Origin of the sequence: Pseudonocardia alaniniphila (assembly GCF_022524485.1) — a bacterium.
Classification (GTDB): Bacteria; Actinomycetota; Actinomycetes; order Mycobacteriales; family Pseudonocardiaceae; genus Pseudonocardia; species Pseudonocardia alaniniphila.
Map to the genome: position 1 here is coordinate 1 of NZ_JAKXMK010000065.1, position 19,619 is coordinate 19,619.

The 19,619-nt window shown below is 68.4% G+C and carries 22 protein-coding genes and 1 pseudogene; 8 read left to right on the top strand and 15 right to left on the bottom strand.

Translation table 11 applies throughout. The annotated features are described in order from the left end of the window. Together MMF94_RS42105 and MMF94_RS42110 are read left to right on the top strand one after the other, a co-directional pair. A pseudogene (locus MMF94_RS42105) lies at window positions 1-337 on the top strand (cyclohexanone monooxygenase); the annotation flags it as partial. A gap of 42 nt (window positions 338-379) precedes the next feature. Beyond that, complete coding sequence (locus MMF94_RS42110; RefSeq protein ID WP_241043116.1) at window positions 380-700, top strand: hypothetical protein; 321 nt, start codon at window positions 380-382, stop codon at window positions 698-700. A 56-nt stretch (window positions 701-756) separates the two neighbouring features. Here the strand turns inward: MMF94_RS42110 and MMF94_RS42115 are convergent, their stop codons facing one another. Continuing rightward, window positions 757-1,602, bottom strand: coding sequence for a helix-turn-helix domain-containing protein (locus MMF94_RS42115; RefSeq protein ID WP_241043117.1), 846 nt, complete (start codon window positions 1,600-1,602; stop codon window positions 757-759). A gap of 144 nt (window positions 1,603-1,746) precedes the next feature. On the opposite strand from MMF94_RS42115, the gene MMF94_RS42120 reads away from it, so the two are divergent. Further along, complete coding sequence (locus MMF94_RS42120) at window positions 1,747-2,595, top strand: SDR family NAD(P)-dependent oxidoreductase (protein WP_241043118.1); 849 nt, start codon at window positions 1,747-1,749, stop codon at window positions 2,593-2,595. A gap of 255 nt (window positions 2,596-2,850) precedes the next feature. On the opposite strand, the gene MMF94_RS42125 is transcribed toward MMF94_RS42120, so the two are convergent. The 11 genes from MMF94_RS42125 to MMF94_RS42160 all read right to left on the bottom strand — a co-directional run bounded on the left by MMF94_RS42125 (window position 2,851) and on the right by MMF94_RS42160 (window position 10,278). Further along, window positions 2,851-3,771: an FAD-dependent oxidoreductase gene (locus tag MMF94_RS42125; RefSeq protein WP_241043119.1), complete on the bottom strand. Its 921-nt coding sequence runs from the start codon at window positions 3,769-3,771 to the stop codon at window positions 2,851-2,853. 21 nt (window positions 3,772-3,792) lie between these two features. Continuing rightward, window positions 3,793-4,338: a nitroreductase family protein gene (locus MMF94_RS42130; protein ID WP_241043120.1), complete on the bottom strand. Its 546-nt coding sequence runs from the start codon at window positions 4,336-4,338 to the stop codon at window positions 3,793-3,795. After that, window positions 4,263-4,439, bottom strand: a complete 177-nt coding sequence (locus MMF94_RS43960) for a nitroreductase family protein (protein ID WP_379660507.1) — start codon at window positions 4,437-4,439, stop codon at window positions 4,263-4,265. Before MMF94_RS43960 ends, MMF94_RS42130 begins: the two co-directional genes overlap by 76 nt. Window positions 4,440-4,761: 322 nt before the next feature. Beyond that, the gene (locus MMF94_RS43535) at window positions 4,762-4,890 is read right to left on the bottom strand and encodes a hypothetical protein (RefSeq protein WP_277398967.1); all 129 of its coding nucleotides are present in this window, start codon (window positions 4,888-4,890) and stop codon (window positions 4,762-4,764) included. 173 nt (window positions 4,891-5,063) lie between these two features. Next, window positions 5,064-5,840 (bottom strand): methyltransferase domain-containing protein, encoded by a 777-nt coding sequence (locus MMF94_RS42135; protein ID WP_241043134.1) that lies wholly within the window; start codon window positions 5,838-5,840, stop codon window positions 5,064-5,066. Next, complete coding sequence (locus MMF94_RS42140; protein ID WP_241043121.1) at window positions 5,834-6,142, bottom strand: hypothetical protein; 309 nt, start codon at window positions 6,140-6,142, stop codon at window positions 5,834-5,836. The genes MMF94_RS42135 and MMF94_RS42140 overlap by 7 nt, the downstream gene beginning before the upstream one ends. Before the next feature lie 102 nt (window positions 6,143-6,244). Next, window positions 6,245-6,667 (bottom strand): helix-turn-helix domain-containing protein, encoded by a 423-nt coding sequence (locus MMF94_RS43965; protein ID WP_420852512.1) that lies wholly within the window; start codon window positions 6,665-6,667, stop codon window positions 6,245-6,247. A 58-nt stretch (window positions 6,668-6,725) separates the two neighbouring features. Next, window positions 6,726-7,055, bottom strand: coding sequence for an AraC-like ligand-binding domain-containing protein (locus MMF94_RS43970; RefSeq protein ID WP_420852511.1), 330 nt, complete (start codon window positions 7,053-7,055; stop codon window positions 6,726-6,728). 9 nt (window positions 7,056-7,064) lie between these two features. Then, window positions 7,065-7,214 (bottom strand): hypothetical protein, encoded by a 150-nt coding sequence (locus MMF94_RS42150; RefSeq protein WP_241043123.1) that lies wholly within the window; start codon window positions 7,212-7,214, stop codon window positions 7,065-7,067. 305 nt (window positions 7,215-7,519) lie between these two features. Further along, window positions 7,520-8,935, bottom strand: coding sequence for an FAD-dependent oxidoreductase (locus MMF94_RS42155; RefSeq protein WP_241043124.1), 1,416 nt, complete (start codon window positions 8,933-8,935; stop codon window positions 7,520-7,522). A gap of 341 nt (window positions 8,936-9,276) precedes the next feature. Beyond that, window positions 9,277-10,278, bottom strand: coding sequence for a hypothetical protein (locus MMF94_RS42160; RefSeq protein ID WP_241043125.1), 1,002 nt, complete (start codon window positions 10,276-10,278; stop codon window positions 9,277-9,279). Between the two features lie 111 nt (window positions 10,279-10,389). On the opposite strand from MMF94_RS42160, the gene MMF94_RS42165 reads away from it, so the two are divergent. Together MMF94_RS42165 and MMF94_RS42170 are read left to right on the top strand one after the other, a co-directional pair. After that, window positions 10,390-11,643, top strand: a complete 1,254-nt coding sequence (locus tag MMF94_RS42165; protein ID WP_241043126.1) for a sensor histidine kinase — start codon at window positions 10,390-10,392, stop codon at window positions 11,641-11,643. Beyond that, complete coding sequence (locus MMF94_RS42170; RefSeq protein WP_241043127.1) at window positions 11,640-12,341, top strand: response regulator; 702 nt, start codon at window positions 11,640-11,642, stop codon at window positions 12,339-12,341. The genes MMF94_RS42165 and MMF94_RS42170 overlap by 4 nt, the downstream gene beginning before the upstream one ends. A gap of 39 nt (window positions 12,342-12,380) precedes the next feature. On the opposite strand, the gene MMF94_RS42175 is transcribed toward MMF94_RS42170, so the two are convergent. From MMF94_RS42175 to MMF94_RS42185, 3 genes are all read right to left on the bottom strand, one after another. Beyond that, window positions 12,381-13,835, bottom strand: a complete 1,455-nt coding sequence (locus MMF94_RS42175; RefSeq protein ID WP_241043128.1) for a glutamate synthase subunit beta — start codon at window positions 13,833-13,835, stop codon at window positions 12,381-12,383. A gap of 247 nt (window positions 13,836-14,082) precedes the next feature. Continuing rightward, on the bottom strand, window positions 14,083-14,550 hold the full coding sequence (locus tag MMF94_RS42180; RefSeq protein ID WP_241043129.1) for a GNAT family N-acetyltransferase: 468 nt from the start codon (window positions 14,548-14,550) through the stop codon (window positions 14,083-14,085). A 61-nt stretch (window positions 14,551-14,611) separates the two neighbouring features. Next, window positions 14,612-15,562: an alpha/beta hydrolase gene (locus tag MMF94_RS42185; RefSeq protein ID WP_338104444.1), complete on the bottom strand. Its 951-nt coding sequence runs from the start codon at window positions 15,560-15,562 to the stop codon at window positions 14,612-14,614. Window positions 15,563-16,389: 827 nt separating this feature from the next. On the opposite strand from MMF94_RS42185, the gene MMF94_RS42190 reads away from it, so the two are divergent. The 3 genes from MMF94_RS42190 to MMF94_RS42200 all read left to right on the top strand — a co-directional run bounded on the left by MMF94_RS42190 (window position 16,390) and on the right by MMF94_RS42200 (window position 19,429). Then, on the top strand, window positions 16,390-17,220 hold the full coding sequence (locus tag MMF94_RS42190) for a TIGR03619 family F420-dependent LLM class oxidoreductase (protein ID WP_241043131.1): 831 nt from the start codon (window positions 16,390-16,392) through the stop codon (window positions 17,218-17,220). Between the two features lie 260 nt (window positions 17,221-17,480). Beyond that, a complete protein-coding gene (locus tag MMF94_RS42195) occupies window positions 17,481-18,959 on the top strand; it encodes an APC family permease (RefSeq protein WP_241043132.1) in 1,479 nt (492 codons plus the stop codon). A gap of 50 nt (window positions 18,960-19,009) precedes the next feature. Beyond that, window positions 19,010-19,429, top strand: coding sequence for an ester cyclase (locus tag MMF94_RS42200; RefSeq protein ID WP_241043133.1), 420 nt, complete (start codon window positions 19,010-19,012; stop codon window positions 19,427-19,429). Window positions 19,430-19,619: the final 190 nt, after the last annotated feature.

Genomic DNA, 19,619 nt, shown 5'->3' on the forward strand with positions numbered 1-19,619 from the left:
GAACATGCCGACCGCGATCGAGCAGCATGTCGACTGGATCTCTGCGTGTCTGCATCACCTGCGCTCGATCGGGTCGGCGCGGATCGAGACCACCGACGAGGCGGCGGACGCCTGGGGCGTGCAGGTCAACGAGGCCGCGTATCGCACGCTGCTGCCGATGGCGGAGAGCTCCTGGTACCTGGGTGCCAACGTGCCGGGGAAGCCGCGGGTGTTCATGCCCTACGCCGGTGGGCTCGCCGCCTACGCCCGCCACTGTGAGGAGGTGGCCGCGGACGGCTACGACGGTTTCGTGCTCGCCTCCGGCTGCCGGGCGGAAGGTGTCGACAGGCTGACCTGACGGTCTTCCTTGCTGTCGACGACTTGGCATTGAAGCAGCAGCTTGTCGACGCTGTATCGGGAGTGCGCCGAACGGGAGTACGCCGAGTTCGCGTCCGGCACCCTGGCTCACACCCTGCACGACCCCGATGAGCACGCTGAGAGCTCGCGCTTCTCGTCTCGTCTTCTCGATCGACGATCACGGCAGCGCCGCCTGGCGACCTGGAGTCTCCTCCTCGCGGCACGTGCCGAGGGGATCGGTGGCGTCCTCACCACCGTTCTTCGCTACGAGGAAGAGCAAGTGATGCAGATGCTCGGCGTTCGTGCGGAAGCTGGTTGGCAAATGAATGCACGCGCGCGGGCGATGAACGGCGCTGACGCCTGACACACGCATCGAAAAGCGATATGCCAGAACCTGCAAGCCGGTTGACGGAGGCCGGCTCACCGAGAAGAGCGGTGGGCGGCGAGCGGTCCCAGGGAACCGAGAAGAGCGAGACGCTCCGCCGTCGATGTGCCCGCCGCCGGCGAGAACAGAGCGAGGATCTGCCTGCGGTCCTCGTCGACGAGCACCTGGCAGTCGAGTTCCAGTAGGCCCACCTCGGGGTGCTGGATCCGCTTGCGTCTGCTGCGCATCACTCGCACCGAATGCAGACGCCACAGGGCCTCGAACTCGGGACTCGCCCGTCGCAGCTCTCTGACCAGGTCCTTCGCCTGCGCGTCGTCGCGGCGGACGGCTGCTGCCCGCAAGTCGGCGACGAGCGCCCGGGACTCCGTCGCGTGATCCTGAACCGGATACCCGGCCCGGGCGCGGGGATCGGTGAACCACCGGTACACCACCGTGCCCGCGGCACCGCGCAGTCGGGTGAGATCGCCGAAGACGGCCCGTGCCAGGTCGTTCTGCACCAGGGTGGCACCGAGGTCGGTCATCACCTGAGCCGGGACATCGGAAAGGCGGTCCAGCACACCGAGCAGGCTCGGCGCGACATGTTCGTCGGACCGATTGCGGTCCGGCGGTGGGTGCCCGGCCAGCCGGAAGAGATGGTCGCGCTCGTCCAAGGTCAGGCGCAGTGCCCTGGTGATCGCCCGCAGCACGCCCGGCGACGGCTGCGGCGCTCGATCCTGCTCCAGACGGGTGTAGTAGTCCGTGGAAATGTCGGCCAGGCGTGCGACCTCCTCACGGCGCAGCCCGGGAGTGCGCCGGCGAGCCGTGCCCGGGAGGCCGACGTCTCTGGGATCGAGCGCTTCCCTGCGCACCCGCAGGAAATCTGCCAACTGCGCGGTGTCCACCCTTCGAGTCTGCGTCACAGCCAGACCCGCAGCCAGAGATCCGCGATCCCTGGGTAAGGCGACTCTGCCTGACGGATCCGATCGGCGAAACGCTGGTCAGCGGACCGGGAGCAGCCCGGTCGGATGACCATGGAGAAGATCCCCGTGAGCAAGGCAATGACTGCCCGGACCTGGTTTCTCACCGGAGCGTCCCGCGGGCTGGGCGCACACTGGGCCGAGGCGATCCTCGCCCGCGGTGACCGGCTCGCGGCGACCGCCCGTGACAAGGCGGCGCTGGCGTCGCTGTCCGAGCGGTACGGCGACCGCTTCCTGCCCCTGCAACTCGACGTCCGCGACTCCACGGCCGTTCGCGATGCCGTGCAGAGTGCCGAGGGGACGTTCGGCGGAATCGACGTGCTGGTCAACAACGCAGGTCACATGCTGATCGGCGCCGTTGAAGAGGTCGAGGAGGAACAGGCCCGGGCCCAGATGGACGTCAACTACTTCGGTGCGCTGTGGGCCACTCGCGCCGTGCTGCCCGGGATGCGAGAGCGCCGTGCGGGCCGGGTCCTGCAAGTCTCCTCACTCGGGGGCCTGGTCGCCTACCCGGCGCTCGGCATCTACCAGGCCTCCAAATGGGCCCTGGAAGCGATGAGCGAGTCACTCGCAGCCGAAGTCGCCGCATACGGCATCCATGTCACATTGATCGAGCCGGTCATGTTTCCCACCGGTCTGGCGGCCGAATCCCCGCAGGCCCGGCAGGACCCGGCATACGCCCATGCCCGGCAGGCGCTGTACGCGGGGGCAGGAGCCAGCGGCCTCACGCCGGGCGATCCCGCAGCGACGGCCGAGGCGCTCCTCGCGCTCGTGGACACGCCCGAGCCACCCATGCGGGTCCTGTTCGGAACGGGAGGCCTGGAGGCTCTCCGCACCGAGTACTCCGGCCGGCTCGCCGGGCTGGAGCAATGGGACCATGTCGCGCGCCTCGCGCAGGGAAAGCCGAGCGGATCATGAGCCGCGCGAGTCCGACCCTCTCGGCCCCTTCGACCACCTGGTCTCAGCGGGGCTCCGGCTTCGACTCGGGACGTCTCCGTCGCGCTGTCGATCTGCACTCCGGACATGCGACGTGTCGTGATCATGACGGCGTCTCGGAAGCCGGCACTGAGGGACCGTGAGCGGAGCGGAGGACAGCGACGGGGAGGGCGTGGTCCGGGCGAAGCGCGTTGCATGTGCGTGAGCGCATTCGGCACGCGCCCGCTCGCCGGGAGGTCACGCCGGGTGCTGCGTGGTGACGACGCCCGCGGCAACCAGCAGTTCCTGTCGATCGGGGCCGGGGTCGGCATCGAGCCAGTGCGCCTGCGCCGGGAACAGCCGCGCCACCGCGGTCCAGCGGTCCACATCGCGCAGCACCCGCAGTTCCCGATCCCGCGACGACGTCACGAGCGTCACGCTCCACGTGCCGTTGTCCTGCGGCAACGTCACCACGGAGACCGAGTTGTAGGGCATGTGGACCGCCCCGCGCAGCGCGGGGCACCCGCCGTCGCCCTGGAAGAACCGGGCGAAGTACATGAACCCGCAGTCCTCGCGTTCCTCGACCGTGGCACGGCCGCCGAGCCCGGCGAGGAGCGCAGGAAGGGTGGAGCGGCGGCCACCCGCGTCGATCACCAGATCGGCACGCACTTCCTGTCCGTCGCCGGTGATCGCGCCGACGACGTTCGGGACACCGGCGAGATCGGACGGCCCCGTCAGCAAGCCCCGCACGCTGAACCCGCGGCGCACCTGGACGCCTGGCTGTGCGTCGGCGGCGCGCGCCAGTACTGCCTCGAGCAGCGGGCGGCGCGTGGCCAGCGCCGTGTAACGGTCGTCCTCGGCGCGGCGGCCTCCGGTGAGTGCCTCGGGCAGCTCCCCGAGGAGGTTGTATCGCACGGCACCGGCCGCCAGGAGCGCTGCGGCCACGTCGGGCAGCTCAGCCTCCAGTTGCTGCTGGAAGCGTGGGAGGAAGAAGTGCGGCTGCCGGAACTGCACGCAGCCACGCCGGTCCCACGACTCCCACGCCGCACCCGGCTCCGTGGGTGTCGCCGCGTCGCGTTCCAGGACCGTGACCCGGTACCCGTCCCGGGCCAGCAGCAACGCCGTGCACAACCCGATGACCCCGCCGCCGACGACGAGGGCCGAAGGTGTGCCGGACAAGGCGATCTCCCTCCGAAGTGGTCAGTGCTCGATGAACGTCACGTGTCCGTCGATGCTGTCGCGCGGCGTCCGCAGGCTGTTGATCGGGGCGCTGGGGTCCGGGTAGCCCACCGCCAGACCGCACAAGATGGTCAGCTCCGCCGGTATGTCGAGTTCCTCGCGCACGATCTCGGGGTAGCCGGCGATGGACGCCTGAACGCAGGTGCCCAGCCCCCGGGCGGTCAGCGCCAGCAGCAGTGTCTGCAGGAACATGCCCACACCGACGCCGTCGACAAGGCCCAGGGCGCGGTGCATGCACACCACTCCGGCCAGCGGCGCGCCGAAGAACTCCCAATTGTGCAGGATCGCGATTCGCCTGCCCTCGGAGTCATCACGGGCGATGCCCATTGCGCCGAACATCTGGGCTCCGAGCTCGAATCGCTTGTGCGCGAACGCATCCGGCAGCGGCGGGATCTTCGGTGCCCCCGCGCCCGCCTCGGCCTGCAACGCGGTCACCAACCGGTCGCGGACGGCTCCGGTGGCGAACACCAACTGCCAGGGCTGGACTTCGAGTTCGACGGAGCGCATGTGGCCAGCGCCAAGGACTCCTCTACGAGCGACCTCGGCACCGGCTCGGACAGGAACATCCGCGTCGAATACCGCTGGCGGATCGTCTCATCGAGGTACATCGGGTATTTCCTGACCTGCGGCCGATGACCTTCCTTCCGAACTGACGCGGAAGAAGACCGTCTCGGTGTTGCTCTGCGCGGTGACGTCGAAGTGGTAGCGGTTGATCGGGCTGCTGGGTCCCGGTCGGGCGAGCGGCGCGATAGGGGACATGTATCTCCCGGTCACCCGGTCAGGGGCCACGGCCTGCCCGCCCGCCCGCGCGTGTTGGGACGGTTCTCGGGTAAGGCTGCCGCGCCGACCACCCCCCGGGGTCGGAGCGGGAGCGCATTGTCCGATTCGCTGTGTGCAGACGGCTCCATTGATCATATCCAGTGACTATCATCAGAAGTTACTATAATGGTTGGCGTGGGGCTCGGCCGGTGGCGTGCTCAGCGCCACACCCAGCACATACCCGGCGCCGGCTTGACATGTGTCGAGATCGAGCACGCCGAAGTTCTCGATCACCGTCATCGCGGTGGCGTAGAGCAATGTCTGCGTGAACGCCGAGAATCCGAAACGGCGCCGACGTCGCCGTACAGCGCGCTCAGTGGCAGCCACTCGCCCCGGGCTGCTCGTCCTGCGGTGCTTCGCGGGGCAGACTCGGGTGTCGTCGCCGAACTCCACCCCGCACGAGGACGGCGAGGTCAGGCCGCCGTGGCCAGGAACATGTAGCGGTTGATGCTATAGAGGTAGTCGCCCTCGTCGTTACGCGCGCGAAGGTCGGTGAGCCATGCCTCGACCTCGGCCGCAGTCAGCCCCCGCCGGCCCACCACGAACTGAGCAATGGAGTTCATGTAGCTGGTGCTGAAGGCGTCCGGCGTCATCTGCGCGTTGAACATCACGTGCACCAGCTGCTCGGTGACGTGGAACCCGGCGCGACGCATCAGCCCTGCCAGCACCCGCGGCAGACGCGGATGCACGAGGTGGTCCTCCCACGCTGCCAGAACACGTCGGTGCAACAACCGATCCGACGTGTGCCACACGAGTGAGTCTGCGTCGGTGTCGAGGACCAACGCTCGCCCGCCGGGACGCAGGACCCGCCGCAGCTCCCTGAGTGCCCCCGAGATGTCGGCGACGTACTCGTAGACCTGCGTCGACACCGCGGCGTCGAACACGCCGTCGGCGAACGGCAGCGCGTTGGCTCCACACTCTTCGAAGTGGACCCATGGCATGTCCGCGGCGCGCGCGGCGGCGAGCGAATTCATTGCGGAGCTCGGATCCACACCGTGCACCGCACCCGTGGGGCCCACCGCCTCGGCAATCGACGCCACCAGATAACCCGGCCCGGACCCGACGTCGAGCACGCACTCTCCCGCTTGCGGCGCCAGCAGTGAAAGCACGTGTTTCCGTTGTGCCTCGACGTCGGGGCTCGCATACAGTTTTTCGGTGCGCCGCGCACCTTCGTTATCGAACTTCAGCATGGCCACACCCCGATGTAATCCTTCTCGGCAATGAAGTGCGATTCGTGAAGGTTGAGAAACCTTTTATCGCTCATCTGAACCATGTGCAGCACAGCTCTTAGTGTGGCAAAGCTGTCATCGGGGGCGGCCGGGTAGTGGTGCCCGGGCCCGATCCGGCAACCGACGGCGCCCCGCACCACAACCTCGCTGATCGCCATTTTCGGGCGCGGTTCGTAGGGTTCGAGCCGGGCCGGCAACCGCCGCGGCTGCTCCCTGGCGGAGGACAAATCAGTCATATCCAGGGTTGGTAGCTGGACGGACACTGGCTCAGGATCCACGCTGGGAAACATCGCGTCCTTTCTGGAGAGTAGCTCGCCGGTCCAGTCGACCCCACCACGTCACCGGCAGCGCAGGGCAATTCTTCCCTAATCCTGCGGCTTTTTCTCCGTAGTTGCGGGGGTGGATCTTGCCTGGTGGTGCTCGCGCCGCCAAGCCCCTGGCGTCGTCCCGAACCGCCGCCGGAACGCCCGCTCGAACCCCCGGAGATCGACGAACCCGACAGCCGCCGCAATGTTGGACACGTCGATCCGGGCATACCTCGGATCGGACAGCAACGTCTGCGCCGCGAGCAGACGCTGCTCGCGCAGGTACGTACCTGGCGTGGTCCCGATCCGTTCGAACAAGGCGTACACGCGGCCGACCGACACATGATGTCGCCGGGCCAGCTCCTCGACCCGCAGCGTTGGATCGGACAGGTGCTCGCGAACATGCCTCTGCATCATGTCCAGCAACACCCCGGCGGAACCCTCTCCGCCCGGCACCGAGGGTGCGACGCCCCGCAACGTCATCGCGAGCAGTTCGAGCGCGGCCCGCCCGGCGTCCAGCCGTTGCGGCGCGGTGAGATCTTCAGCGACATCCCACAGCCGGCCGAGATAGCCGGACAGAAGCTGCGCGGGAGAGACGCCGAGTCCATGGGCGCGCACACGCCTCGGTGACCGCGGTGCCGTGAAGCGGGAGCATCTCGCGGGAGATATGCAGGGTGAGGGTCCGGGTCGTGGCCGGCGCGACCAACTCCCACGGGCTCCGCGTCTCACTGATCACTGCCGAACCAGCCGCGAGGTCGGCGACGCGGTCGTGCTGGTGAACGTGCGCCTTGCCGTCCAGGAATATGCAGAAATGGATCAGGTGGCCCGTCGACGTCCCTGCGGTCATCCGGCCGGTTCGGGCGATTCGCATCGGTCCGTCCTAATACGCGCGGGAGAGCTTGATGGCCTCGCCCAGCTCCTGCGACGCGATCCGGCTGTGAAATCCGGGACGTGTCCGCACGATTACCGGCATGAAAACCTCGCGTCCGGCGTCCTCTATTTCCTCGCCGGAGAACTCGTGGATCTGCACGGCTCAACGCTAGTTCCGGCCACCCGCCCGCGGTAGCCACAGTTTCCTTGCATCGTGCAATGGCTCACATGCGCTGATCGTCGACGAGTAACCGGATGAATGGGCTGGGTCATGGCGACCCTGCGACCGTGGATCCGTCCGGCCCGCGCGACACTTCTCTCGTGCTTATGGGTGCCCGAAGCGGGTCAGCGCGGGGCGCTGCCGCGACCTCGGAGCTCGCGCCTCGTGAGGACCCTCGGCCGGCTTTCAGTCAGTGTGCAGCGCGGGCCGGGCGGTGCTGGCACAACTCCGTTGCGTGCCGCGTGTCATGTCGCGTCTGAAGAGCCAGGCCGGGATACAGGAACGGTCGAGATCGCGGGGCCGCCGTTGACCCGCTTCGCCAGGTCGGGTTCGAACAGCCGGCTCGGCTCGGCGAGCATGTTGATGACCCGTATCAACTCGGTGCCGAGCACGCCGTCCTTCGCGGCCGCTCTCCGGTAACGCTCGAGGTACTCGGCCGCCGCCACCATCGCCCTGGTTCGCTCGCCCTCGACGTACGGGAACCGCAGGTCCCCGGAGACGGTCAGGTCCCACGGCGTGTCGAGAAGCGCCGCAGTGCCAGCGAAGAATCGCGGGTGCAGGTCATGAGTGCCTTCGCGAATCAGACGGCTCAGCAACTGGGCCTCGAGCGCTGCGACGGTCATGCCCTGGGCGTACTGGGGATTCGAGCTGCAGAGGGCGTCCCCGATGACGAGGTAGCCGTCCGGGAATCGGCTCAGCTGTTCATAGCGCCTGCGGACGCTCGACGGGTAGCGCATCAGCGCGGGCCTGCTCAGCGGGGTTGCCGTGCGTATGACCTGTGCGACATTTGCGCCCGAGAAGCTGTCGGCAAAGTCGGCCATCCCCGCCGTATCAGTCTGCAGTTCCTCACCCCCTCGGCTGGCGAGCGTGACCATGAGGCGATCACCCTCCTGTGCTACCGCGATGCCGCCTCGCTGGTGACCGGGATAAGGACTGAAGGCTTCACCGATGTGCCCGGCGAGGTGATGAGGCTCCCGCCGGTAAGGCCGGGAGACGAAGATGACCTGGCTGTGGAGCCGCTCCTCCGGAGCGGAGGCGTATCCGAGTTCGCCCAGCCACACCGGGGTGCGGGTGCCGCGACCAGCGGCGTCCACCACCAGGTCGGCGTCGATCGCCGACTCGGCCGCCTCGTCGAACCGGTTCTGCGCATACGCACCGGTGACGCGGAGCCCGTCGGGCGAGGTCATCAGCCCCGTGACTTCGCAGCGGTCGGTAATCGATACGCCGGGCAGGGCCTCGACCCGGGAACGGATTGCGAGCTCCAGGAGAGGGCGGCTCACTCCCAGCCCGATCACGCCGGACGGCTCGGGTCGCAGGAGGTGCCCGTCAAAATGCCAGTGAATGTCCGACTGCAGATCAATGGTGGGCGCGCCTGCAACGATCAGCTCATCACTCAGACCCGGGAAAAGTTCGTCGAGCGCGTTGATGCCGCGGGCGAGCACATAGTGCAGATGCCGGCCCTGTGGAACACCGGCGCGCGCGACCGGTTCGGCTGGGAGCCTGTCGCGATCGATCAACGTGACGCGCTCGACAACTTCGCTGAGCACTCGTGCTGCGCACAGACCGCCGATCGAGGCGCCGATGACGGTGGCGTGACGGTAGGGCGAGACGGGACTCATCGAAACCTCTTGAAAGTCGTGACGATACCCCTCGTGAATCACCGAACGGGAGACCGGTGCTCACCCGAATCCCGGGGTCGAGGATCACTTTTCCTGGCGTGGGCCGGATAGCGAGGACCATTGCCAGGCCGACTGAGTTACGGCTGTCGGCGAGGATGGTTACGCAAGGATTCTTTCTCGATGAAACTGTGGTCGCGCCAGTATGAATCCCTGGTTGCTTCCGGCGTGCAGGGGCTGTGGTGCCTGGAAACTCGCGATTCGGACTGCCGAAACGGCGGACGGCCTGGCCGGAAGCTCTCGAAAGAGCCTCTGACCGGGCCGATCGTCATGACACGACGATGCTCGTCCGGGCGTCCGGCAATCCCGTACCCGGGGCGCTCCGTTCATCCCAGGGTCTGGAACCCGCTCAGCGCGGCGAGCAGGTACTGGGCCCCGAGCAGCGTCAACGATGCGACGCCACCCCACCACACCCTGCGGGAGACGGGCTCGGCGCGCCGCCACAGGCTGATCCCCAGGGGGACGAGCGCAGCGGCGAGCAGCACAGCGCCGGTCAGGGAGTTGAGATCGCTGCCCTTCAGCACCCCGCTGTAGTGGGTGATCATGAACGCCATGCCGAGCGCGGGCACCCAGCCGAGCACCCCGGCCCGGTGCGCGCCGATCGCGAGCACCGCCCACGCGATGTTGTCGCTGCCGTTGAGGGTCTGCAGGACGTACCAGGCTCCGTAGGTGTCGCTCACCGCCGCCGTCGCGACCTCCAGCCCCTGCGCCCCGACGAGCTGCAGGCCCAGGAAGCTGATGCCCTCCTGGAAGATGCGCACCGTGCTTCCGACGACCGCGATTGTCGCTCCCCAGAAGGCCCAACCGGGTCGCTCGTGGGCGATCAGTCCTGCCAGGGCGAGGAACGCGGGGATCATCAGGACCAGGCCAGCGGTGTATAGGGCGTACGAGGTCAGAATGGTTCCCGGCGCGCTGACCATCCCGGCGAGTTGCGCGGGGTAGAAGTAGTGGTGCCCGGAGCGGACGGCCTCGCCGGCCAGCAGCAGCAGCGGCCCCGCGATGAGCGCGCCCGCGCCGAAGCGGGTCCCCGGCCAGCTGGTGAGGGGGCGCGGCGCGCGCACTGCCATGGCCGGGCCCGTGCCGCCCAGTAGCAGCCGACCGGCGACGAGTCCCGCGACCAGCGCGCCGATCGCCGAGGTGATGGCCGAGAGCTCGGAGCCGCTCCAGCGCAGTTCGCCGATTCCGAGCAGTTCGGCGATCGCGAACCCGCCCACCCCGCCGACGGTCACGGCCCCGATGAAGACCGCAGCCGCCCGCAGGTCGGCACGCGGGTCGGACCCGGTGTGCGTCGGCCGGGGGCCGGGCTCGCCCGATGTGGTCATGGTCATGGACGGACGATCGCAGCGCGGGACCGTGCTCCGCGTCTGACTCGGGTCGGACACCGGCTGTCTGACCAGGGTAGGACGCGGTCGTGCCTGGTCCGGGCCTAGCGTGATCGTGTGCACCACTTCGTCGGCCTGGGCCCGCGTCCGGAGTGCCGACGGCGCCGTGCGGTAGTCGTGGACGTCGCGTCGGCTGCTGCACTGGCGTGCCTGGCGGTGTACACGCCGCTCGACCCGCCCGGACCCGCCTATCCCGGTCCGGCATGGGTCGCCGTGCTGGTCGGGGCCGCCGCCGGGCCGCCGCTGCTGCTGCGCCGGCGCTGGAGCGTGCCGGTGCTGGTGTGGGTCGTGCTGGTCGCCGTGGCGGCGACCGTGCTCGGTGTCGTGGGCGCGGGAGCGATGTGGGTGACCTACGCCCCGGTTGCGGTCGCCTTGTACACAGCGGCGAGTCTGACCGGCCGGACCATCGTCGCCGCGGCGGTGCTGGTGGCCGGCCTCGGCACGGCCGCGGCGGCCATCCCCGCGTTCTACTGGATCCACTCGCCGGCGGACCGGGGCCCGTCCGGCAGCGAGGTGCCGCTGTGGTGGCAGGTCGAGCTCGGGATCGTCGTCGTCCTGCTCAGCGCGGCCTGGGCCGCCGGGCGGGTGGTGCGCTCGCGGCGCGTGGCCAAGGCCGAGTTCGCCCGTCGCTCGGCCCTGGAGGCGGTGGCCGACGAGCGGCTCCGGATCGCCCGCGAGCTGCACGACGTCCTCGGGCACAGCATGAGCCTCATTGCGATCAAGGCCTCCGTGGCCGGCCGACTGGCCGACGAACACCCCGAGCACGCCAAGGCCGCGCTGAACGCCATCGAGCAGACCAGCCGGGCTGCGATGACCGAGATCCGCCAGCTGCTCGGGGTGCTGCGGCCCGCCTCCGCCGAGACGGGCCGACCATCCACCGCCGAGAACCGCGGTGACGCCGATCGGGGCCCGCTACCCGGCAGCGCGGACCTGCCCGCCCTGGTCGACCGGTTCCGCGCCCCGGACCTGGACGTCGACCTCGAGCTGAGCGGGACCGTCGCGCTCCCGCCCGGCATCGACCTGGCAGTGTTCCGCGTCGTGCAGGAAGCCCTCACCAACGTCGTCAAGCACGCCGCCGCCAGGCACTGCCGGGTGGTCGTGCGGAAGACGACCGAGTCGGTGCGCATCGAGGTCGTCGACGACGGCCCGGCACGCCGGGTCCCGCGCCGCCGCCCGGGCGGTGGGCAGGGTCTGATCGGGATGCGGGAACGGATCACCGCGTACGGCGGCACGCTGACCGTCGGTCCACTCGTGGACGGCGGGTTCCAGGTCGTCGCCGACATACCCCGCGTCGAGCCGGACGTCCCGTGACGGCCTCGACCGCCCCGACACCGGAGCCGGCGGCGGCCACCCGCGTGCTGCTTGCCGACGACCACGCGCTCATCCGGGAGAGCTTCCGCGCGCTGCTCGAGGCCGAGCCCGGTTTCCGGCCGGTCGGTGAGGCCGGAACCGGCTCCGAGGCCGTGCGGCTGGCCCGTCACTACCAGCCTGACGTCGTGCTGATGGACGTCCGGATGCCGGAGATGGACGGGATCGAGGCCACCCGGCGCATCTGCACCGCACCCGAGACAGCGTCGGTCCGCGTCCTCATCCTCACCACCTTCGACCTCGACGAGTACGTCTACGCCGCGCTCCGTGCCGGGGCCAGCGGGTTCCTGGTCAAGGACTCCACCGCGGCCGAGCTCATCACCGCGATCCGAGTGGTTGCCGCCGGCGAGGCGCTGCTGGCACCGCGCGTCACACGCCGCCTCATCGCCGCGTTCGCCCGCCAGGGGGGTCCGGCTGCCGCCACGGCCACGGCCCTCCCGGGCATCACCGAGCGCGAACGGGACGTGCTCACCCTGATCGCGCGTGGCCTGTCCAACACCGAGATCGCCCAGGACCTGCACGTCACGCTGGGCACCGTGAAGACCCACATCGGACGACTGCTGTCCAAGCTGGACGCGCGCGACCGTGCGCAGCTGGTCATCACGGCCTACGAGACGGGTCTGGTCACGCCCGGCAGGTAGCGATGACTCCAGCCGGGCGTGGTAGCTACGGGCGATGGGTCAGGCGATCGGCCGGTCGGTGGGTTGGATCGGGCACGGAAGCACGTCGCGTCCGGTGAGGTATTTGTCGACGCACGCCGCGGCGGAGCGGCCTTCCGCGATCGCCCACACGATGAGCGACTGACCGCGGCCCATGTCGCCTGCGACGAAGGCGCCCTCGACGCTGGACATGAAGTTCTCGTCGCGGGAGACGTTGCCGCACTCGTCGAGCTCAACGCCCAGGTCGGTCAGGAGCCTGCCGCGCTCGGGGCCGAGGAAACCGAGGGCCAGTAGCGCGAGCTGCGCGGGAATCTCGGTCGCGGATGCGGTGATCGGGTGGAACCGCTTGTTCTCGTCACGCAACCCCTCAACGATCTTGATCGCCCGCAGCCTGCCGTTCGCATCGCCGAGGAACTCGAGGGTGTCCATGCTGAACAGGCGCGCACCGCCCTCCTCATGTGCCGGGGACGTTCGATAGATCGCGGGGTAGGTCGGCCATGGCATGTTCACGGTGCGCTGCTCGGGTGGGCGTGGCCGGATGTCGATGTGCACGACTGACCGCGCCCGCTGGCGGTGGACGGTGCCGAGACAGTCGGTTCCGGTGTCGCCCCCGCCGACGATGGCGACGTCGCGGCCCTCGGCGGTGATCGGGGAGACCTCCAGGTCGCCTTCCTGCACCCGGTTGGCCCACGTCAGGTAGTCCATCGCCGGGTGGACTCCGTCGAGTTCGCGACCCGGTACGGGGAGCTCGCGCCGGGCGGTGGCGCCGCAGGCCAGGACGAGGGCATCGGACCGGGACCGGAGCTGCTTCACGTCGGGGTCGATGCCGACCTCCACGCCGGCACGGAAGATCGTGCCCTCGGCCTTCATCTGATCGAGGCGGCGGTCGAGCCGGCGCTTCTGCATCTTGAACTCGGGGATGCCGTAGCGCAGCAGCCCGCCGAACCGGTCGGCCCGTTCGTAGACGATCACGTCGTGGCCCACCCGGGTGAGCTGCTGGGCGGCGGCGAGCCCGGCCGGACCGGAGCCGACGACGGCGACGGTGCGTTTCGTCCGCGTCTTCGGTGGGAGCGGCGTGACCCAACCCTGGTCCCAGGCGTGGTCGATGATCTGTAGCTCGATCTGCTTGATCGTGACTGGGTCGCTGTTGATCGCCAGCACGCACGCCGGTTCGCACGGTGCCGGACACAGCACGCCGGTGAACTCCGGGAAGTTGTTCGTGGCGTGCAGCTGTTCGATCGCCCGGCGCCACTCGGCCCGCCGGACGAGGTCGTTCCAGTCCGGGATGAGGTTGCCCAGCGGGCATCCCTGGTGGCAGAACGGGATGCCGCAGTCCATGCACCGACCAGCTTGCCGACGCAGCCGCTCGTCGGGCATCGGCTCGTAGACCTCGCGCCAGTCGAGCAGACGCAGGCCGATCGGGCGGCGCCTCGGCGCCTCGCGGGGGGTGCTGACAAACCCCCAGGGGTCACCCATGCCCGGCCTCCTGATTTGGCCACGCCCCGGGACCGCTTCGGGTCGGGATACGGTGCACCCATCGCTGGTCCGATGGCAAGGGCACGGCCGTCCCGGCCCGTGACACTGCCGCCTGTGGAGGGCGTGGACGCGGGGCGCCGGCCGGGGCACCGCAACCCTCTCGCCGCTGGTCAGCGCACTGCACGGCCGATGAACGGCGATCGCGATCCGCGCCTACCTCGGCTTCCCTCGGTGCTTCCCTGACCGGTCAGGGGATCGGCGATACCTCGCGCGTCATGTAGACGCTGTTGGGGTCGTCTGTGTAATCGCCGAACGGGCCGCAAGGCACGAAGCCGTGGCGGGCGTAGAGCGCGCGGGCCGGTGCAAAGAACGGTTGCGATCCCGTCTCCAGGCTCAGCCGGGACATGCCTCGTCGCCGTGCCTCGTCGGCGATGTGCTGCAGCAGTTCCGAGGCGATGCCGCGACCCCGGTGGCGCCCAGCGGTACGCATCGACTTGATCTCGCCGTGAGTTGGGTCGAGCTCCTTCAGCGCCCCGACAGCCACTAGCTCGGTCCCATCCTGGACACACCACAGGGTGACGGAAGCCTGACGCAAGCCGTCGAGGTCCAGGGCGTGGACGCTCTCCGGCGGCGACGTCGCGCGCATGTCGCTCATGTGCTCGGCGAGGAAGTCGGCGATCTCGGGACCGGAGAGGTCGGCGACAGCGATGCGCACGCCCTGATCATGGCATCGCGTCTCAGTGAGCCTCGAAGTGGCTTGTCGGACTGACATCGGGTCATACGGCGAGGCCTCGGCGCAACACCGCGATCTTTTCGGTCTGTTCACGCTGACTGATCGCTGCGTGTACCAAGAACATCGCCGAGCCGTGGAAGGTGCCGGGAAACAGGTGCAGTTCCACCTGGTTCCCGGCTGCTTGCAGCGCCAGAGCGTAGGAGAGGCCCTCATCGCGCAATGAATCGAACTCCATTGCGGAGACGTAGGCCGGCGGCAGCCCGGACAGGTTGGTGGCGCGTGCGGGTGCGGCGTAGGCCGGCACGTCGGCGCTTCCGGCGACGCCGTCACCGAGGTAGGCAGCCCAGCTGAACTCCGCGGCGGGCCGGTTGAATACCGGAGTGTCGGTGAATGCCTGCATGCTGGCGGTCTGCAGGCGATCGTCGATCTCGGGCACACCGAGGTACTGGAAAGCGATCGCCGGGCCGCCCCGGTCGCGCGCGAGCAGAGCCAGCGCGGCACAGATTCCGCCGCCGGCGCTGATGCCGTGGACCGCGATCCGCGCCGGGTCGACATCCAGCGCATCAGCGTGCTCGGCGAACCAGCTCAAGGCCGCGTACGAGTCTTCCAGCGCCGCTGGGTAGGGATGCTCGGGCGCCAGCCGGTAGTCCACCGACACGACCGCCGCGCCCGTGTCCCTCGCCATGGTGACGTTGGCCGCATGGTTCAGGTTCAGGTCGCCGAGGACGAACCCACCGGCGTGCAAGTCGAGGACGCCGACCGGACCGCTGCGCGCAGCCGGACGATAGATCCGGACGATCACCTCTGGTGCACCGTCCGGTCCGGGCACGGCCTGCTCGCTGATCGACACACCAGTTGTGTCCGGCGGGGGCAGCTGCGCAGCCAGTTGCTGCATCGTTGCCCGCGCTTCGCTGAGGTCATCGGGGCTGAGTCGAGGGAGCAAATCCACCAGGGCGACGAGCTCAGGGTCGATCGCGTAGTCCAACGGTTCCACGTCTCCTCGTGTTGTGAACGATCATTTGACCCTGAAGGGTGCTGGGCTCGTCGCCAGCCGAGTGGGCGGTGAAAGACCCCCTGTGTCTCATGCCCCAGGGTGTCAACATTGCTCCGATGGCACTTCGATCGCTCCAGTGCGAATCCCTGGTCGTATTTCCGTGTCTCGGAGGATGCAGTGCATAAGGCCCCGCGATCCGGCGTAAAGGTGATTAATCCCCCCCATGATCGCGCCGGACGGCAGCGCTCGGACGAGCTGTGCGCCGGCACGAATCTCGCATCAGTGCCGGTTCTCGGGTACGCCGCACGATGGTGGCGGGCAACGCGAACCGGTTGTGCCCGAATTGTGAAACCCTAGGCACGGGGGTACGGTCGCGTTGGCGCAACCAGGGATTTGCACGGGAGCGATCGCGGCTTCAGTCGAACATCGTCGTCCGTGTCGCCATCCTCACTCGGACAGCGACTCCCGGATGGCGAATCACTGAGCCATGACGTCTCGAGAGGCGTGGGAGTGGCCGAGTTCGGTTGGCTGCCTCGGAACACGCGCCTAGCCGGACCGGTGATCACTGGAGGCGAGGAAATGTTGGCCAATGGATGTCGAGTCGGCGGTCATCTTCGTGACCGGCCGGTCGAACTCGGCGTTCTCCACGTCTTCGTGGGCTCGGCAAGTGCCGGCTCGATGTTTTCCGCTATGGCAAAGATCGTCCGCGGGTGGAGTGGTGCCGGGATATCTGGGCGAGCTGCACGCTGGTCGCGCCACCATCGGCCACGGTCGAATGTGGGGATAGGGGCGTCGGCCGCGATATGTCCCCCAGCGTGGAGTTTCCTGTGAAGTTCGGCGTTGCCTGCATGATCACCGACGAGTCGATCAGCCCGACAGCGCTCGCGACAGCGGTGGAGGAGCGCTCGTTCGACTCGATGTTCGTCGGCGACCACTCCCACATCCCGACCAGCCGCGAATCCCCGTTCCCGTTCGGCGGCGACCTGCCCCGGGAGTTCCACCGGGAGTTCGACGCATTCGCCGCGTTGTCCGCCGCCGCGGTGGTCACGACGTCGCTGACCATCGGTACCGGGGTCGTGCTGCCCGCCCAGCGCGACGTCTTCTACACCGCCAAGCAGGTCGCGACGGTAGACCACCTGTGTGGCGGACGGTTCGTGTTCGGCGTCGGGACGGGCTGGATCACCGAGCAGATGCGCAACCACGGCATCGACCCGTGTACCTGCGGCGCGCGGCTCGACGAGCACCTGCGCGCGCTCGACGCGATCTGGACCCGGGACGAGGCCGAGTTCCACGGCACCTATCTCGACTTCGACCCCGTCTTCTCCTGGCCCAAGCCGGTGCAGGCGCACGTACCCGTCTACGTGGGTGGCGAGAGCGCCGCCGCGGTTCGCCGGGCGGCCGCGCTCGGCGACGCGTGGATGCCGAACTCCGTCCTGGATCCGGCCCGCGTCGAGGCACAGTTCGCGCTACGTGACCGGTACGCGCCGGGCACCCCCCTCGTGGCGTACGCGGTCACTCCCGACAACCTGCCCGTGATCGAGGAGTACGCGAGGCAGGGAGCGGACCAGATCGTGCTGCATCTGCCGACCCTGCCCGCGGACCAGGCAATCACCGTGCTGGATGCCATGGTCACGACCGCGCAGCAGTACCGGTCATGATCGTCTTTGTGTCGCCATTCGCGCACTTGCACACGCTCGACCACTGCGCTTTTCGTCGGCAGCGACCGGGCAACGACGTCGGGCGTGGCGAGCCATTCACCCGAGGCGCCCGAGCGGACGTGAGCGATTCAAGCCCTTGAGCGACGTCCCTTGCGCGTAGCGATAACAGGCAATGAACCGCCCCTTCGACATCGGCCATACTTCTCGGAGAAATCGTGCCAATTATCGCGTCCCAACGATCCGGTCAATCGTCGACCGCGTTGGCCGAGGACCGCCTCGGTGTCGCCACCGTCGTGTTCTTCGTGATGTCGGCGGCCGCGCCACTCACCGCCGTCGCAGGCATCGTACCGACCGGTCTCGCGGTCACCGGGCTGCCCAGTATCTCGGTCGCATTCCTCGCGGTCGCCGTCGTCCTCGGGGTCTTTTCCGTCGGTTACGTGGCCATGGCCCGGCGCATCGCCAATACCGGCGCGTTTTACGCGTACATCTCCCGTGGCATCGGCCGTCCGGTCGGTGTCGGCGCGTCCTGGGTCGCCCTGGTCGCCTACAACATGTTCCAGTGCGCCGCATACGGCGGGTTCGGTGCTATCGCCGCCCCACTGCTCACGGAGTGGCTCGGTCTGCACGTCCAGTGGTGGGTTCTGGCTCTGATCGGCTGGGCGGTCGTCGCCGTGCTCGGTGTGCGTGACATCGGCGTCAGCGGAAAGGTTCTGGCCACCCTGCTCGCAGCCGAGACCCTCCTGGTCGTCGTGTTCGGCGTCGCCGACATCTTCGTCGCGGAATTCCATGCGTCGTCCGCCCCGCTCAACGTGGGAGGCCTGGTCGGGCCTGGCGCCGGTGCGCTGCTGGTCATGGCCGTCACCGGTTTCGTCGGTTTCGAACAGTCGGTGGTGTACACCGAGGAGTCGCGCGACCCACGCCGCACGGTTCCCCGCGCTACGTACCTCGCCATCGCGCTGATCGCCGTGCTGTACGCGTTCGCGTCCTGGGCGATGATCTCCGCGGCCGGCAGCACCGTGCTGGACCGGGCCGCGGCGGAGGGCCCGGATCTGTTCTTCGACGTCGCCTCGGCGCGGGTCGGGAGCGTCGCTCTACTGCTGGGCCACGTCCTGTTCCTGACCTCACTGCTGGCCGCGATGATCTCGTTCCACAACATCATCGCCCGGTACACGTTCTCCCTCGGCCGCGAAGGTGTGCTGCCGCGCCGGTTCGGCCGAACGGTGCCCGGCACCGGCGCACCGAGGAACGGCTCACTCGCCCAGTCCACGCTCGGCCTGATCGTCATCGTCCTGTACGCGGTGGCCGGGTGGGATCCGCTGATCCAGCTCTTCTTCTGGGGCGGAACCGGCGGCGGCATCGGGGTGTTGCTGCTCATCGCGCTCACCTCGATCGCGGTCATCGGCTATTTCGCCCGCAGCTCGAAGGGCGAAGATGTCTGGCACCGCATCGGTGCTCCGGTCATCAGCAGCGTGCTCTTACTGATCATGACTTACCTGGCGATGACGAACATCGCAACACTGTTCGGTGTCGCACCCGGTTCGAAGCCGACCTGGGTCGTGCCGCTGATATTCGGCGGGGCCGCCCTGGCCGGGGTGGGGTGGGGGCTCGTGCTCCGGGGTCGGCGCCCCCAGCTCTACTCCGATATCGGGTTCAGTGGACGCGATCGGCGCCCCGATCCCGATCCTGGCGCTCCTCATCCCGGCGGCTCCGGCGGTGTCGTAACCGAAGCCCCGTCGTGACCTCAACCCCACGTTCACCCTGCGGCGCAATCAGCGGAAGGGACAGAACCATGACATCAATACGAGTCACCGCCGAACGATTCTTCGATAGCTGCGACACGGGGAAGGGCTGGCAGGCGTGTGAGCAGTACTGTCACCCCGGCGCAACTTTCTCTGCCCAGGCCGACTCCTTGGACGGTATGAAAACGCTGGAAGCGTACGTCGAGTTCATGAAGGGCATGTTCTCGGTATTGCCCGATGGCATCGCTGAGGTGCGGTCGTTCGCAGTCGACGAGGCGCGCAAGAACGTGGCGGCGTTCGGTGTCTTCCGCGGGACACACACCGGAGAGGGTGGCCCGGTACCACCAACCGGAAAGGCCACAAAAGCTGAATACGTCTATGTCATGGAGTTCGACGGCGACAAGATCCGCCACGTGACCAAGATTTGGAACGATCGGATCACCATGCGGCAGCTCGGATGGGCCTATTAGGGTCATCAATGACTCGCCGTGACCAGAGACAGTCCGCTCGAAGGCGTGTTGACGACCAATAGTAAGGGATGTCGTGTTGACGAGCAGTGGTTCGGGCACCACCAGCAAGGCCGGTGACGGTATCGCGACCCCGTCGGGTCACGAGCCGGATGAGCGTGGTCATTTCGGCCGTTATGGTGGCCGTTTCGTT

Excerpts from the sequence above, each read along its gene's own strand:
- MMF94_RS43960 (WP_379660507.1), bottom strand. The coding sequence starts at position 4,439 with ATGTACCTCGATGAGACGATCCGCCAGCGGTATTCGACGCGGATGTTC.
- MMF94_RS43970 (WP_420852511.1), bottom strand. The coding sequence starts at position 7,055 with ATGCGAATCGCCCGAACCGGCCGGATGACCGCAGGGACGTCGACGGGC.
- MMF94_RS42200 (WP_241043133.1), top strand. The coding sequence starts at position 19,010 with ATGACATCAATACGAGTCACCGCCGAACGATTCTTCGATAGCTGCGAC.
- MMF94_RS42130 (WP_241043120.1), bottom strand. The coding sequence starts at position 4,338 with ATGCGCTCCGTCGAACTCGAAGTCCAGCCCTGGCAGTTGGTGTTCGCC.
- MMF94_RS43965 (WP_420852512.1), bottom strand. The coding sequence starts at position 6,667 with ATGACGTTGCGGGGCGTCGCACCCTCGGTGCCGGGCGGAGAGGGTTCC.
- MMF94_RS42135 (WP_241043134.1), bottom strand. The coding sequence starts at position 5,840 with ATGCTGAAGTTCGATAACGAAGGTGCGCGGCGCACCGAAAAACTGTAT.
- MMF94_RS42160 (WP_241043125.1), bottom strand. The coding sequence starts at position 10,278 with ATGACCATGACCACATCGGGCGAGCCCGGCCCCCGGCCGACGCACACC.
- MMF94_RS43535 (WP_277398967.1), bottom strand. The coding sequence starts at position 4,890 with ATGACGGTGATCGAGAACTTCGGCGTGCTCGATCTCGACACATGTCAA.
- MMF94_RS42175 (WP_241043128.1), bottom strand. The coding sequence starts at position 13,835 with ATGGGTGACCCCTGGGGGTTTGTCAGCACCCCCCGCGAGGCGCCGAGG.